Consider the following 15040-nt stretch of genomic DNA (forward strand, 5'->3'; position numbering starts at 1 on the left):
CGAATGGCAGAATCGATGTTGAGTGTAGGGATCGATCTAGGAACATCCACCACACAAATGGTCATCTCAAAATTGACGATGAATAATATGGCTTCGGCGTTCACGATTCCTAGAGTTGAAATAACAAAAAAAGAAGTCATCTTTCGCAGCGAAATCATTTTTACGCCGCTAAAGGAGCAACGGATAATAGATGTTGAGAGAATCAAGCAGTTTTTAGATACACAGTACAAACGATCAGGGATCAAAAAAAGTGAGATTCAAATCGGTGCAGTGATCATTACAGGGGAGACTGCCCGCAAGGAGAATGCTAATTCTGTATTGCAGGCGATGAGCGGATATGCTGGTGACTTTGTGGTCGCGACAGCAGGTCCTGACCTTGAAAGTATTATCGCAGGCAAAGGTGCGGGTGCCCAAAGCTATTCCAAAGAATATCATACAAGTGTAGTAAATCTCGATATCGGCGGCGGTACAACGAATTTGGTCCTTTTTAATGATGACGAACTATTGGATACAGCCTGTTTTGATATTGGCGGACGGCTGATTCGGATATCACCGCAGACCAAACAAATTGAGTATATTGCGCCAAAACTGAAGGAGATCATTCAAAAAGAGCAATGGACGATCGAAGAAGGCATGACTGCATCAGCAGAGCTGTTAGATCCGATCATCCAAATATTGGTTTCCGTCTTGGAAAATAGTGTAGGAATTGGCGATCAAAATCCATACTACCAGTTATTGATCACGAATAAAGGCTTGAAGCTAAATCAACCGATTCGCTGTGTATCATTTTCAGGCGGTGTCGCCGATTGTCTTGATTCAAAAAACAAAAATTTGTTTGAATATGGGGATATTGGCGTGTTGTTAGGAAAAGCACTAGCGAATTCTCGCCTTTTCAAAGAAAAGCAAGTGATCGCTTCGGTTGAAACTATTCGAGCAACAGTTGTCGGAGCAGGATCACATACAACCAAAGTCAGTGGCAGTACGATCACTTATGATGCCAAGGTATTGCCAATCAAAAATTTACCCGTCTTAAAACTGTCTCAAAGCGATGAACAATTAAATGAAGAAGCACTTGCTTCGATCATTCAAGAAAAGCTGGACTGGTTTGCTGTCAATAATGAGCAGCAGGCAGTGGCCTTAGGCTTATTGGGGAAAAAAAATCCAACCTTTGCACAAATCACGACGACTGCAAAGACGATTGTGGAAGGATTTAAAAATCAGCTGACGCAGGGGTTTCCACTGATCGTGATCGTAGAAGAGGATAACGCAAAATCGTTGGGGCAAGCATTATACAATTATTTGCCAAAAGAGTATCCCTTTGTTTGTCTTGACGGCATTCAAGTGGAAAATGGCGACTACATCGATATTGGGATGCCGGTCATTCAGGGAAGTATTTTACCTGTGGTAGTGAAAACATTGGTGTTTGAGTAAGGCATAAGTTTTCTAATTATAAATGTGATAAAGGAGGCAATATTTTTATGATCTTAAAAACAAAATTATTTGGCAAAGTCTATCAGTTTAATTCTGTGATGGATGTGATGGCCAAAGCAAATGAAGAAAAATCAGGGGATCGTCTGGCAGGAGTTGCAGCGGAGTCTTCAGAACAGCGGGTGGCAGCTAAGGTGGTTTTAGCTCAGCTGACGATGGAGGATCTATTCAATCATCCTGCGGTGCCTTATGAAGAAGATGAAGTGACACGAATCATCATCGATGACGTCAATCAAAGAGCATATGACCGCATCAAGCATTGGACAGTAGAAGAATTGCGTGAGTGGCTTTTAGACTTTAAAACAACTGATTATGACATTAAACAAGTCGCTAGAGGTTTGACCTCTGAGATGGTTGCGGCAGTTGCTAAATTGATGTCTAACTTAGATTTGATTTATGCTGCACAGAAGATCAACATCATCAAAACAGCGAATACAACGATCGGTGAAGCTGGACGTTTCTCTGTTCGTCTGCAGCCAAATCATCCGACAGATGATGTGGACGGCATCATGGCCAGTGTGATGGAAGGCTTATCTTATGGAATCGGAGATGCTGTGATCGGTCTTAATCCGGTAGATGATTCGACTGAAAGTGTGAAGCGGATTTTAGACAAATTTGAAGAATTTAGAAGCGAGTGGGAAATCCCAACGCAGACCTGTGTCTTGGCACATGTCAAAACACAAATGGAAGCGATGCGTCAAGGAGCACCAACTGGTCTAGTATTTCAATCGATTGCTGGTTCTGAAAAAGGAAACACAGCATTTGGTTTTAATGCAGGTGATATCACTGAAGCAAAACATTTGGCCTTACAGCAAGGACAAGTGGCAGGTCCTAACGTGATGTACTTTGAAACGGGGCAAGGTTCCGAACTTTCATCAGATGCGCATTACGGTGTCGATCAAGTAACGATGGAAGCGCGCTGCTATGGATTTGCTAAACGATTTGACCCGTTTATGGTCAATACGGTAGTTGGCTTTATTGGGCCGGAGTATTTATACGATTCAAAACAGGTCATCAGAGCAGGATTAGAAGATCACTTTATGGGGAAACTTTCCGGCATTTCAATGGGCTGTGATGTTTGCTATACCAATCATATGAAAGCGGACCAAAATGATGCGGAGAATTTATTGACGTTATTAGGGACAGCCGGCGTGAACTTTGTGATGGGGATCCCTCATGGAGACGACGTGATGCTGAACTATCAAACTACTGGGTTTCATGAAACAGCAACGATTCGTTCGATGCTGAATAAACGTCCGATCAAAGAGTTTGAACAATGGATGGAAAAAATGGGCTTCATGGCGAATGGTCAATTAACCGATCTAGCTGGCGATGCTTCTGTATTCTTAAAAAAATAAAGGGAGTGAACAGAATAAATGGTGGATAACAATGAAATCAAATCGCTGATCGTATCTATTTTGGAAGAAATGACGGAAACAAATACGATCGCAGAACCAAAAGAACGTGTAGCAGAACCGATTCACTCAAAAGCTGAATCTCAAATCGAAGAAGGAGTCATCGATGATATTACCGAAGTCGATATTCGCAAACAATTCTTGATCCCGAATCCGGTCGATCGAGACGGTTATTTAAAAATGAAAGCAAAAACACCTGCCCGTTTAGGTTTATGGCGTAGTGGTCCACGTTATAAAACACAATCGATGCTGCGCTTTCGTGCCGATCATGCCGCTGCACAAGATGCCGTATTTTCTTATGTGTCGGATGATTTGATCAAAGAAATGAATTTTATCGAAGCAGCGACAAAATGTCAGGATAAAGACGAATATGTTACACGTCCAGACTTAGGTCGTCAATTTGATGAAGAGAACACGAAGAAAATCAAAGAAAATGTCAAACCAAATCAAAAAGTACAAGTCATCGTTGGTGATGGTCTGAGCTCTGCTGCGATCGAAGCAAATATCAAAGAAATTTTACCTTCGATCAAACAGGGGTTGAAAATGTTCAACTTGGATTTTGATAGCGATTCGGTCGTCTTTATCAAACATGCTAGAGTACCGGCGATGGACCAAATTGCTGAATTGACAGGAGCAGAGGTCGTTTGTTATTTGATTGGCGAACGTCCTGGCCTAGTCACAGCTGAATCAATGAGTGCCTATATCGCATACAAACCAACGGTGGGAATGCCGGAAGCCCGCAGAACCGTCATTTCAAATATTCATAAAGGCGGTACACCGGCAGTTGAAGCAGGTGCCTATATTGCAGAGCTGATCCATAAAATGCTGGAACATAAAAAATCAGGGATCGACCTGAAAGAAGTGGAATAAGGAGAGGATTAACGTATGAAAAATGAACGTTTAGGTGCAAGTGTACTGAGTGTCAAAGTGATTTCAAATGTCGCTCCTTCAATGGCTGAAGCTCTTGGTCTAGGGCCAGATCATCGTAGTCTAGGGCTGATCACATCAACTTGTGACGATGTAACCTATGTTGCTTTAGATGAAGCAACTAAAGCTGCAGCAGTAGATGTGGTCTATGCGAAGAGTTTTTACGGCGGCGCCGACAATGCGACGACGAAATTAGCTGGTGAGGTGATCGGGATTTTAGCGGGACCAAGTCCAGCAGAAGTAAAAAGCGGTTTAGCCGTAGCGGTTCAGGAAATTGAAACAGGGGCAAGCTTTTACAGTGCAAATGAAGATGATTCCATTCCGTATTTTGCCCACTGTGTATCGAGAACAGGAACACATCTTTCGAAAGAAGCAGGTATCTCAGAAGGTTCAGCGTTGGCCTACTTGATTGCACCGCCGTTAGAAGCAATGTATGGATTAGATGCAGCTTTAAAAGCTGCAGATGTTGAAGTTGCTGCATTTTACGGTCCGCCATCTGAAACCAATTTCGGCGGAGGATTATTAAGCGGCAGTCAGTCAGCGTGTAAAGCAGCATGTGATGCTTTTGCAGAAGCGGTAGCAATGGTTGCTGAAAATCCGACGACGTATTAAAGGAAGTGAAAATCAATGAAGTTAGAAGCTTTAGGTATGATCGAAGTAACTGGCTATTTAGGTGCTGTCAGTGCAGCAGATGCTGCGTTGAAGGCCGCCAACGTTCATTTATTAAAGTCTGAGAAAATCAAAGGCGGAATCACGACCGTGGAGTTGATTGGAGATGTTGCGGCAATCACAGCTGCTGTAGATGCTGGAAAAATCGTTGCCGAAAAACTGGGTTGCCTACGTGCTAGTCATGTGATTCCAAGAATGGACATTGCAGTACAAGAACTTTTAATGGACAAACCAACGGTGACAGAAGAATCAGCACCTGTAACTGAAACAGAGGAAATTAAAGCAGAGTCAGCTGAACTTCAGCAAGATGAAAAACTTGAAAAGGAAAAAACAGTACCGAAAAAGAAAAATCCAAAAAAAGATAGAAAATAAGGAGCCTAAAAAATGACAACACTTGATAAAGACTTGGCTTCTATCCAGGAAGTCAGAAATCTGCTGACAGAGGCAAAAGCAGCGCAAGAAAGCTTAGCCAAAATGAGTCAAGAACAAATCGATCGAATTTGTGAAGCGATTGCAGTATCAGCATACGAAGCCAGAGAAAAACTGGCTAAAATGGCGCATCAGGAAACAGGCTTTGGCATTTGGCAGGACAAAGTCGTAAAAAATAGCTTCGCATCAAAATTTGTCTGGGATTCGATCAAAGAAATGAAAACAGTAGGCATTTTAAATGAAGATAAAGAGCAAAAAGTCATTGATGTCGCTGTTCCAGTTGGAGTAGTTGCCGGCTTGATCCCTTCAACAAATCCAACTTCAACAGTCATTTATAAAGCCTTGATCGCTATCAAAGCGGGAAATGCGATTGTCTTTTCTCCTCATCCGAATGCGCTTCAAGCTATTTTGGCAACTGTTGAAGTCATCTCTAAAGCAGCAGAAAAGGCCGGTTGTCCAAAAGGAGCGATCGGCTGTATGCTCAAACCAACGATGCAAGGAACAGCGGAATTGATGAAGCACCAATATACATCATTGATTCTTGCGACTGGTGGTTCAGCAATGGTCAAAGCCGCTTATTCTTCAGGCACTCCTGCAATTGGCGTTGGCCCAGGCAATGGTCCTGCGTATATCGAAAAAAGTGCAGATATTCCATTAGCGGTCAAACGAATCATGGACTCCAAAACCTTCGATAATGGAACAATCTGTGCGTCAGAGCAGTCGATCATTGCTGAAACAAGCAACAAAGCAGCGGTTATCGCTGAGTTGAAAAAACAAGGAGCCTACTTCTTATCACCAGAAGAGTCCGCACAATTAGAACGATACATCATGCGCCCTAATGGCAGTATGAATCCGCAAATCGTCGGAAAATCAGTTCAGGCAATTGCAGAATTGACGCATCTATCTGTACCAAAAGAGGCACGTGTCCTGATTGCTGAGGAAACCAAAGTTGGACATAAGGTTCCTTATTCCAGAGAAAAATTAGCACCGATCCTAGCTTTTTATACAGTTGGAAATTGGGAAGAAGCCTGCGAATTGGCGATGGATATTTTGTACCATGAAGGCGCCGGGCATACGATGATGATCCATTCTCAAAATGATGAAGTGATCCGTCAATTTGGGTTGAAAAAGCCCGTTTCCCGAGTGCTGGTCAATACACCAGGTGCTCTAGGCGGGATTGGAGCGACAACTAATTTAGCTCCAGCTTTGACCTTAGGTTGCGGGGCTGTTGGTGGAAGTTCGACTTCAGACAATATCAGTCCAGCGAATTTATTCAATGTTCGTAGAATTGCTTATGGTGTCCGTGAGCTTGAGGATTTAAGAGAACAGCCGGTATCGTCATCAGGATTTAATGAAGAACAGCTAGTGGATACATTAGTAGAGCGGATTTTAGCCAAGTTACAATAATATTTTTTAATATTATGTATATAGATTTATCAGGAATACCTATCAAAAAAATAATTAAAACATTTTAGGAGGAAGTATATTATGAACGCAAATGCATTAGGAATGATCGAAACAAAAGGGTTAGTTGGAGCAATCGAAGCAGCAGATGCAATGGTCAAAGCAGCAAACGTAACATTGATTGGCAAAGAACAAGTTGGTGGCGGTCTTGTAACAGTGATGGTTAGAGGAGATGTTGGTGCGGTCAAAGCAGCAGTCGATGCAGGTGCTGCGGCAGCTGAACGTGTAGGGGATCTACTTTCTGTTCATGTGATTCCACGTCCGCATACAGAAGTGGATGCTATTTTACCTCCAGTTAAATAAATTCATGTAACAGAAATGAGAAAGGAAAAGGGGAAAAAACGACCTTATAGAATAGAAGAATCGGTCTCTTTTATACCATCGGTGTATTCTTTTCCTTTCCTTTCAACTTTCTATTATGTGACTAATACTCATTTTAAGCAGAGGTGAAAAAAATAATGAATGAACAATTACTAGATACATTAGTGGATCAAGTCGTTGCTAAAATCAATCAGGAGCGTGGTTTTTTGGTTGAAGCTAGCGGTCGTCATATCCATTTGTCTCAAGAACATATCGATGAATTATTCGGCAAAGATTATCAGCTGTCGATCAATAATTACTTATCACAACCGGGACAATTTGCTTCAAAAGAACGATTAACGATTTTAGGTCCAAAGGGAGCACTTCATAACGTAGTTGTTTTAGGTCCGCCGCGTAAGGCTTCTCAAGTCGAGATTTCTGCGACGGATGCATTGACTCTTGGTGTCAAAGTACCAGTTAGAGAAAGTGGCGATATTGAAGGAACACCAGGGATTATTTTGGTCAATGGAAACAAGGTCGTATCACTTGAGCAAGGCTTGATCGTAGCAAAGCGGCATGTTCATGTAGCGGCAAAAGATGCCTCAAAAATGAATGTTTCACAAGGAGATATCGTTAAAGTCAAAGTTGTCAGCGAACAGCGTTCCTTGATTTTTGATGATGTCGTTATACGTGTAAGTGATAAGTTTGCCACGGCGATGCATATTGATTATGACGAAGCAAATGCCTGTTCTTTTAAAAAAGGGATCAGAGGATTTATCGTAAAGTAGGGATCAATAATGAACACAAAAGAATTTAATGATCTAGTTGATCGAATAACAGAAAAAGTGCTCGAAAAATTAGCTGAAAAGGTTCAGCTACAAACGACGTGCCTTCTAGGTGCGAATCAGGCACAACTTTCAAAAGAACAACTAAACTATTTTAGAAGTTCAGTAAAAAATGGAGATGATCTGATCATCGTAACAGAATTGTCTTTTGAAAATTTAGTCAATATCTGTCAGTTTCGACCTCAAAGTGAGTTGGAAGAAACGATAGTGGATGCTATCAAGGCTGGCCAGCGTTTTCTTATTTTAAAAGAAGGCCGTTCGTACTTATCATTATTGGAATCAGGGAAATATGCATTAAAGGAACGGATTTTAAGCTTTGAATCAGAATTATACCGTTATGGCGGAGATTTTGTTTCAATCAAAGAATCGATGGAGTCCCCCTCTTTCAGAAACACTGTCACTCCTTATGAAAATCAACAGACAAAAAAAGTTCTGACAGCAAGGGAACTCATGGAACAGCAGCTTCCTTTTGGTAGTACGCTTTCCCTTTCCAACCAGTGTTTACTGACTGATCAAGCAACAGAGTATATACGTGAGAAAAAAATCAACATTAGCTGGACTAATGAGAAATGAGGAACCAATATGTTCATCGGACGAGTGAAGGGAAGTTTATGGGCAACAAGAAAAGCGGAAAAACTAAATGGATTAAAATTTTTAGTTGTGGAATCATCAGAGGATACTAATCCGCAGCATACGCTTGTAGCAGCAGACAATACTGGCGCTGGTTTGGATGATCTTGTATTGGTTTCGACTGGCAGTGCTGCGAGAATGTCCTTGGATGATCCAACGATCCCAGTAGATGCGGTCATTGTGGGGATCATCGACTCGGTTGAACTGAATGAATAAGATGCAAAGGATGTGAAGTGAATGAGTATCAATGAAATCATTATGTATATTATCGCTTTTTTCATGGTATTAGGAGCGGTCGATAAATGTTTGGGCAATAAGTTTGGTTTAGGGGAACAGTTTGAAGAAGGAATCATGGCAATGGGCTCTCTGGCCTTGTCGATGGTCGGGATCATTACACTAGCACCAGTTTTAGCGAACATTTTGAAACCCGTTGTCGTACCTTTATACACAGCTTTAGGCGCTGATCCAGCCATGTTTGCTACAACGCTATTAGCCAACGATATGGGCGGCTTTCCTTTGGCGATGCAGTTAGCACAAGATCCTCAGGCAGGTCTATTTGCCGGTGCGATCTTAGGCGCGATGATGGGGCCAACGATCGTGTTTACGATCCCAGTCGCTTTAGGTATTATTGAAAAAGAGGATCAGCAATATCTAGCTACAGGTGTTTTATCTGGATTGATCACCATTCCGATCGGTTGTTTTGTCGGCGGGATCATTGCAGGCTTTCCAGTGATCATGATTTTAAAAAATCTAGTACCGATCTTATTAGTAGCTGTATTGATCATGATCGGTTTATGGCTGAAGCCAGATGCGATGATCAAAGGCTTTACGATTTTCGGTAAATTTGTAGTGATCGTTGCGATCGCTGGTTTAGTCTTAGGAGCGTTACAATTATTAGTCGGCATTACTGTAATTGATGGAATCGCACCTGTTAGTGAGGGGATCGAGGTAGTAGGAGGCATCGCATTGACGTTAGCTGGCGCCTTTTGTCTCGTTTTTGTGATCACCAAAGTCTTTAATAAGCCATTGATGAAATTGGGCAAGCTTTTAGGAATGAACGAAGTCGCTGCTGCTGGGATGGTGGCAACACTTGCAAACAGTATCCCAATGTTTCAAATGATGAAGGATATGGATCCTCGCGGGAAAATCATCAATGTAGCATTTGCTGTTTCTGCTGCTTTCGTAATGGGCGATCATTTAGGCTTTACTGCAGGAGTCGCTAAAGAAATGATTTTTCCAATGATCGTTGGAAAATTAGTTGGCGGGATCACAGCTGTTCTGGTCGCTGTTTTTATGGCGAATCGAATGCTGAAAAAAGAAACAAAGCAGGTGGATATACATGAATAATTTAGATGCAGGCATGATTCGTGCGCTGGTTCGTGAAGTGCTGACAGAACAATTATTAAAAAGCGAAGATCAAACAAAAATGGTCGATCCAAGCGGGATCTTATCCATTAAGCTGCCGCAATTAGATGTATCAGAAGAGGATCGATTGGATACAGGAAATCCTGAGCACAAAGTCTACTGTAAAGATTTAGTGACATTGAAAGAAAGTCCACGCTTAGGTTGTGGACTAATGGTCATGGAAGATACGACATTCGACTGGCTTTTAGAGTATGATGAGGTTGATTACATCATAGAAGGACAATTGGATGTGCGGATCGACGGTAGAACCGTTTCAGCTGGTCCAGGAGAAATTTTGCTGATTCCAAAAGGAAGCGCCATTCAATTTTCAGTCACTGGAAAAGCACGTTTTGTTTATGTGACCTATCCAGCTGATTGGCAAAAACAATAATCGAATAAATAGAAATGGTTCGGAAAGTTGGGAAAATGACTAATTTTTTGAACTATTTTTTTGGTTAAAAATAGTGGATAAGAAAAAGCAGAAAGACGTCGATGTATTGACTTTAGAAAGATAAATTTATATAATGAACAAGTAAGCAACAACGACGTTTCTTACCCACTATGAATGATTATGTCAAGGAAGATATAGCAAATAGTAACAGATCAATCAGTCGCTAAACGAATTGTTTTTTTGAACAATTGACAGGCTGTGTTTGATGATACTCTTTTGTGAAACGTTGTTTGCTTATCTGACAGAATAACATTCAGTTATAATCGTCAATTCAAACAGCACGCTTTTATAAAAGTGAGGGCTGTTTTTTTATTGCATTTCTTCAACATTTAAACCGACGATCGAAGAAAGGAGACATAGATGAATAAATTTTTTTTTGAACGTAGACATCCTTTGGTGATTACAGCCTATTATATTTTAGTATTAGTGATCCTGATGAGTACAACGAACCCTCTGATCATCACTGCTTGTTTTTTAGGTAGTCTATCTTTTCAGTTGCTGCAGCTAAATGGGCGAAAGAAGCGATCCGTTTTGTATCCATTGATCTTTCTTTTGATCATCACGATCACCAATCCATTATTTGTACATAGAGGTGGAACGATCCTCTTTTTCTTTTTAAGTCGACCAGTGACCAAAGAAGCATTCATTTATGGATTTTTCATGGGTCTAATGATTGCTGGAGTTCTCTACCTCTTTCAAAATTTCCAATCTCAAATCGATTTAGAACAGTTCTATTATTTGTTTGGACAGCGTTTTCCTAAATTAGCATTGATTTTGACAATGGTTTTTCGTTTTATTCCATTGTTTCAGCGTTATTATCACGAACTCAATCAAGTACAGAAAACAGTCCATAGAACGCAAGATCGCTCGTTTAAACAAAAAGTCTCCTATGGGTTGGACTTATTCGGAAATCTGTTTTCATGGTCGTTGGAAAACGCGATGGATACAGCAAGTTCAATGAAAGCTAGAGGATATGGTATTGGTAAAAGAAGCAGCCGGGTTCAGTATGAGTGGCAAAAAAAAGATTCTTTCTTTCTTCTGATATTAGGTGTTACGACAATAGTCTTTATGTACCTATTATTTGCTGACCTTTATCACTTTGATTATTATCCTTATGTAGAAAATTTTTTTGAGGTATTCAAGAGGCAATGGGCAAGTTATTTGGGTATTTTAGTTTTAGCTTTTCTACCGACATTCAACCGTTTAAAGGAGGCGATCATTTGGACTATCTTGAAATCGAAAATTTAAGTTTTCAATACGCTGGGGATGAACACAAGCGTTTGACGAATATTTCGTTGTCGATCAGTAAAGGTGAGTTTGTTTTGCTGTGCGGTGCTTCCGGAAGCGGTAAAACAACATTATTAAAAATGTTGAAGCCTCAATTGACTCCGGCAGGAACGAAAACTGGAAAAATAGTTTTACAAGAAAAAGAGTTTGGCGAACTCTCAGAGACGTTTTCAAGCAGTAAAATTGGGTATGTCATGCAAAATCCAGAAAATCAAATCGTCACTGATACAGTCTGGCATGAGCTGGCTTTTGGATTGGAGAATATGGGGCTTTCAGCTATTCAAATCAAAAGTAGGATTGCCGAGATGGCTAATTTTTTAGGGATTCAGGAATTGATGGAGGAGCAGACGGCTGATCTATCCGGAGGCCAAAAACAGCTGCTGAACTTAGCCTCTGTCTTAGTGATGCAGCCCGAACTACTGATTTTAGATGAACCAACCACGCAGCTTGATCCAATCGCAGCACAAAATTTTATTGATATTTTGATCCGTTTGAATCGGGAAATGGGGTTGACGATCATTTTAGCGGAGCATGGCTTGGAATCCGTTTTTGCATTAGCTGATAAAGTCGTTCTTTTAGAACGTGGGGCATTGGTCTTTGTAGAAAAACCGCAAGCAGTTTCTACTGCTGTCAAAGATCAACGATTAGATTTAGACAAATTTATTTTGAGCTTACCTAGCGCGCTGCAGATCTATCATGCTCTTGATATTGAAGATGAAGCTCCAATCACAGTGGTTGAAGGAAAACGTTTTTTAGCAAGACATTTTGCACACGAAAAGAAACAAGAAACTGATCAAACGAACATACAACCGACAAAAACACCTAGCCTTGTCTTGAATAATTGTTGGTTCCGATATGAAAAAAATGGAGACGATATTTTAGCAGGTGTCGATCTGACCTTAAACAAAGGAGAGATATTTTCGCTGGTTGGGGCAAACGGAACGGGAAAAACGACCCTATTGAAGGTGATTGCAGGGATTTATGACTGCTATCAAGGGAAGCAAGCGCTATTTGAACAGCCGTTGAAAAAACAACGAGCGCACATCGGCTTTTTGCCACAAAGTCCGGAAATGCTGTTTATTAAAGATTCTGTATTGGAAGAATACCAACAATATCTTCAAGGAAAAAATTATCATGAGTCTGAGCAGCAAAAAAAGATCGAAGCTGTATCAGCCTTACTTGGCATTACAGATAATCTATCACAGCATCCTTTTGATTTGAGTGGTGGAGAATGTCAACGCGCTGCTTTAGGCAAAGTCTTATTGACGGATCCCAGTGTGCTGCTTTTGGATGAGCCAACCAAAGGAATCGATAATTATGGAAAAAAACAATTGATTCAATTACTGAAAACATTAGCGGATGAAGGAAAAACGATTTTGGTCGTCACGCACGACCTAGCTTTTGCTGCAGAGCTATCTGATCGTTGCGGATTGTTCTTCCAGCATAAAGTATTAACAACGGCCGAGCCGAAAACTTTTTTTAGTGATCACGCATTTTATACAACAGCAGCCAGTCGTATTTCTCGTGAAACCTTTACACATTTAGTGACGACAGACCAAGTAATTGACGTTTGTCAGACAGAAAAAAGGAGTCAGAAAAATGAGCATTAAGGATAAACAAAATGGTATCAAGCTTCTTTTTGGACTTGTTTTTCTACTAGTATGTATTGCTGCTTTTCTTTCCGCACAATATCAAATAATTTCTTTGCTTTTAGTGCTGCTGGCGTGTCTTCCGATTTATTATCGCTATGAAAAAAAGCAGATGAATATTAAAGAATTAGTGCTGATTGCAGTCTTGACTGCGTTTGCAGTGTCCGGCAGATTTCTATTTTATATGATTCCAGCCGTTACGCCAATGACTGCGATCATTATTATTTCAGGAATCTGCATAGGTCCTGAGGTTGGCTTTTTAGTGGGGTCTTTATCAGCGATCATATCCAATATGTTGTTTGGCCAAGGACCGTGGACACCGTTTCAGATGCTATCGTGGGGATTGATCGGCTGTATTGCAGGACTTCCCTGGATGAGCAGTTTGCTAAAAAAAAGTTATTGGTTCTTAGCAGTGTACGGTATCTTTGCGGGGTTGTTTTTCTCCTTTTTCATGGATATTTGGACTGTTTATTCGATCGATCGTTTTTTCTCATGGCAAAGATATGCAGCGCTTTTTATCACAGCGCTGCCGCATACGCTTTCGTATTGCTTTTCCAATGTATTTTTTTCCTGTGTTCTATTTCGCGTCATTCAGAAAAAGCTTCAACGTATTTTAATCAAATACGAAATAAAATAATAAAGACAAAGGTGGATGTTAAAATGAAAAAAGTAATGAGAGTAGTTTTAGTTATGGTCGCACTAGTTTTATTAGGTGCATGTGGAAATACCAAAGAACAAAAAGAAACGGCTGAAACAAAAGAAGCAGCAGCAAAAGTCACGATCGTTTTAATAGAAGATGAAAAAGAATTTGCTAAAAAAGAGGTAGCAGTTGACAAAAATGAATCGTTGCAAACGGTGATGGAGAAAAATTTCAAAGTTGAGATGGATAAAGATTTTATCGTTGGTATCGATGGACATAAGCAAGATGCCAAAGCAAGCAAATACTGGTTATACGATGTAGATGGTAAGCAGCCCGATGTTGGAGCAGTTGAGTATTTTCCTAAAGATGGTGAAACGATCACTTGGAGCTTGAACAAGTTATAGCACGTTTTAAAAAGGCAGCAAGGAGGAAATCAGGGTGAAAAAAGCGATTTTTATTGGTTCGGTCGGGTGTGGAAAAACGACTCTTTCTCAAAAACTTAAAGGAGAGGAATTGGCGTATAATAAAACGCAGGCGATTGAATTTCATGATCAAATCATTGATACACCAGGTGAATTTATTCAGCATCGTAATTATTATAGTGCGCTATTGACCACCGCTGTGGAAGCCGAACTAATTGTACTGATGGCTAGTGCAGTTGAAAAAAGACAAACCTTTTCACCACTATTTGCTTCATCTTTTGCAAAGCCGTGTATCGGAATCATCACCAAGATCGATTTAGCCACTGAAGAAGACTTGAAGCAAACGAAAAGACAGCTTGAGCTGGCTGGTGCGAAAAAAATCTTTATGATCTCTGCTGTTGAAGATCAGGGCATCGATGAATTGCTTGCTTATCTAGAGTCAGACGGAGGGGATAAAAATGAAACTTTACACTAAAACAGGTGACAAAGGCCAAACAAAAATCATTGGCGGTGAAACAAGAAGCAAAGCTTCTGATCGAGTGGAGGCTTATGGAACCATTGATGAGTTGAACTCACTACTCGGCTATACGATCAGCCAAATGCAAACATATCGTGAAATAAAAAAAGAATTGGAAGAAATCCAGCAAATTCTATTCGACTGTGGAACAGATCTGGCGACGCCGACTAGCGCAAAAGGCTATCGAACAAAACCAGCCTCTACTCTTTGGTTGGAAGAAAAAATCGATAAATATGCAGAAGTACCGCCAGCGCTTACGGAATTTATTTTGCCAGGCGGCTGTCCAGTTGCAAGCTTATTGCATATGGCTCGAACTGTTGCCAGACGAGCAGAACGCTGTGTTGTTCGTGTACAGGAACAAGAAGAAATCAATTTGGATGCACTGATTTTTTTGAACCGTTTATCTGATTATTTTTATGCAGTAGCAAGATTTATCAATTTCCGTGAAGGACGAGAAGATATTCGTTATCGCCGCAATACGCAAGTTTTTCATTCTTAAAAAA

18 protein-coding genes are annotated in these 15040 nt (G+C 40.7%); all 18 read left to right on the forward strand.

Features of this window, described 5'->3' with window-relative positions; translation table 11 throughout:
* Positions 1–3 precede the first annotated feature (3 nt).
* Entirely contained in the window at positions 4–1431 is a 1428-nt protein-coding gene (gene eutA, locus H3T55_RS10780) for an ethanolamine ammonia-lyase reactivating factor EutA (protein WP_225534464.1), read from the forward strand.
* Positions 1432–1478: 47 nt separating this feature from the next.
* The gene (locus tag H3T55_RS10785) at positions 1479–2846 is read left to right on the forward strand and encodes an ethanolamine ammonia-lyase subunit EutB (protein ID WP_225534465.1); all 1368 of its coding nucleotides are present in this window, start codon (positions 1479–1481) and stop codon (positions 2844–2846) included.
* 21 nt (positions 2847–2867) lie between these two features.
* Complete coding sequence (gene eutC, locus H3T55_RS10790) at positions 2868–3773, forward strand: ethanolamine ammonia-lyase subunit EutC (RefSeq protein ID WP_225534513.1); 906 nt, start codon at positions 2868–2870, stop codon at positions 3771–3773.
* A gap of 15 nt (positions 3774–3788) precedes the next feature.
* The gene (gene eutL / locus H3T55_RS10795) at positions 3789–4442 is read left to right on the forward strand and encodes an ethanolamine utilization microcompartment protein EutL (protein WP_087641471.1); all 654 of its coding nucleotides are present in this window, start codon (positions 3789–3791) and stop codon (positions 4440–4442) included.
* Positions 4443–4457: 15 nt separating this feature from the next.
* Complete coding sequence (locus H3T55_RS10800) at positions 4458–4871, forward strand: BMC domain-containing protein (RefSeq protein ID WP_225534466.1); 414 nt, start codon at positions 4458–4460, stop codon at positions 4869–4871.
* 12 nt (positions 4872–4883) lie between these two features.
* Complete coding sequence (locus H3T55_RS10805) at positions 4884–6335, forward strand: acetaldehyde dehydrogenase (acetylating) (RefSeq protein WP_225534467.1); 1452 nt, start codon at positions 4884–4886, stop codon at positions 6333–6335.
* A gap of 81 nt (positions 6336–6416) precedes the next feature.
* Positions 6417–6695 carry a BMC domain-containing protein gene (locus H3T55_RS10810; protein ID WP_211272478.1) on the forward strand — a complete coding sequence of 93 codons (279 nt, stop codon included), beginning with the start codon at positions 6417–6419 and terminating at the stop codon, positions 6693–6695.
* A gap of 155 nt (positions 6696–6850) precedes the next feature.
* On the forward strand, positions 6851–7480 hold the full coding sequence (eutD, locus tag H3T55_RS10815) for an ethanolamine utilization phosphate acetyltransferase EutD (protein ID WP_225534468.1): 630 nt from the start codon (positions 6851–6853) through the stop codon (positions 7478–7480).
* A 9-nt stretch (positions 7481–7489) separates the two neighbouring features.
* The gene (locus H3T55_RS10820; RefSeq protein WP_225534469.1) at positions 7490–8110 is read left to right on the forward strand and encodes a hypothetical protein; all 621 of its coding nucleotides are present in this window, start codon (positions 7490–7492) and stop codon (positions 8108–8110) included.
* 9 nt (positions 8111–8119) lie between these two features.
* The gene (locus H3T55_RS10825; protein ID WP_225534470.1) at positions 8120–8383 is read left to right on the forward strand and encodes a EutN/CcmL family microcompartment protein; all 264 of its coding nucleotides are present in this window, start codon (positions 8120–8122) and stop codon (positions 8381–8383) included.
* A gap of 21 nt (positions 8384–8404) precedes the next feature.
* Positions 8405–9514: an ethanolamine utilization protein EutH gene (eutH, locus tag H3T55_RS10830; protein WP_225534471.1), complete on the forward strand. Its 1110-nt coding sequence runs from the start codon at positions 8405–8407 to the stop codon at positions 9512–9514.
* Entirely contained in the window at positions 9507–9962 is a 456-nt protein-coding gene (locus H3T55_RS10835) for an AraC family ligand binding domain-containing protein (RefSeq protein ID WP_225534472.1), read from the forward strand. Before eutH ends, H3T55_RS10835 begins: the two co-directional genes overlap by 8 nt.
* 420 nt (positions 9963–10382) lie before the next feature.
* Positions 10383–11270 (forward strand): energy-coupling factor transporter transmembrane component T, encoded by an 888-nt coding sequence (locus H3T55_RS10840; protein WP_225534473.1) that lies wholly within the window; start codon positions 10383–10385, stop codon positions 11268–11270.
* Positions 11243–12919 carry an ABC transporter ATP-binding protein gene (locus H3T55_RS10845; protein ID WP_225534474.1) on the forward strand — a complete coding sequence of 559 codons (1677 nt, stop codon included), beginning with the start codon at positions 11243–11245 and terminating at the stop codon, positions 12917–12919. The genes H3T55_RS10840 and H3T55_RS10845 overlap by 28 nt, the downstream gene beginning before the upstream one ends.
* Positions 12909–13595, forward strand: coding sequence for an ECF transporter S component (locus H3T55_RS10850; RefSeq protein ID WP_225534475.1), 687 nt, complete (start codon positions 12909–12911; stop codon positions 13593–13595). Before H3T55_RS10845 ends, H3T55_RS10850 begins: the two co-directional genes overlap by 11 nt.
* A 23-nt stretch (positions 13596–13618) precedes the next feature.
* Complete coding sequence (locus H3T55_RS10855) at positions 13619–14002, forward strand: DUF4430 domain-containing protein (RefSeq protein ID WP_225534476.1); 384 nt, start codon at positions 13619–13621, stop codon at positions 14000–14002.
* A gap of 34 nt (positions 14003–14036) precedes the next feature.
* Entirely contained in the window at positions 14037–14495 is a 459-nt protein-coding gene (locus H3T55_RS10860) for a EutP/PduV family microcompartment system protein (protein ID WP_225534477.1), read from the forward strand.
* Positions 14479–15036: a cob(I)yrinic acid a,c-diamide adenosyltransferase gene (locus H3T55_RS10865; RefSeq protein ID WP_087641485.1), complete on the forward strand. Its 558-nt coding sequence runs from the start codon at positions 14479–14481 to the stop codon at positions 15034–15036. Before H3T55_RS10860 ends, H3T55_RS10865 begins: the two co-directional genes overlap by 17 nt.
* Positions 15037–15040: the final 4 nt, after the last annotated feature.

Source organism: Enterococcus sp. S22(2020) (assembly GCF_020295385.1).
Lineage (GTDB): Bacteria > Bacillota > Bacilli > Lactobacillales > Enterococcaceae > Enterococcus_L > Enterococcus_L dunnyi.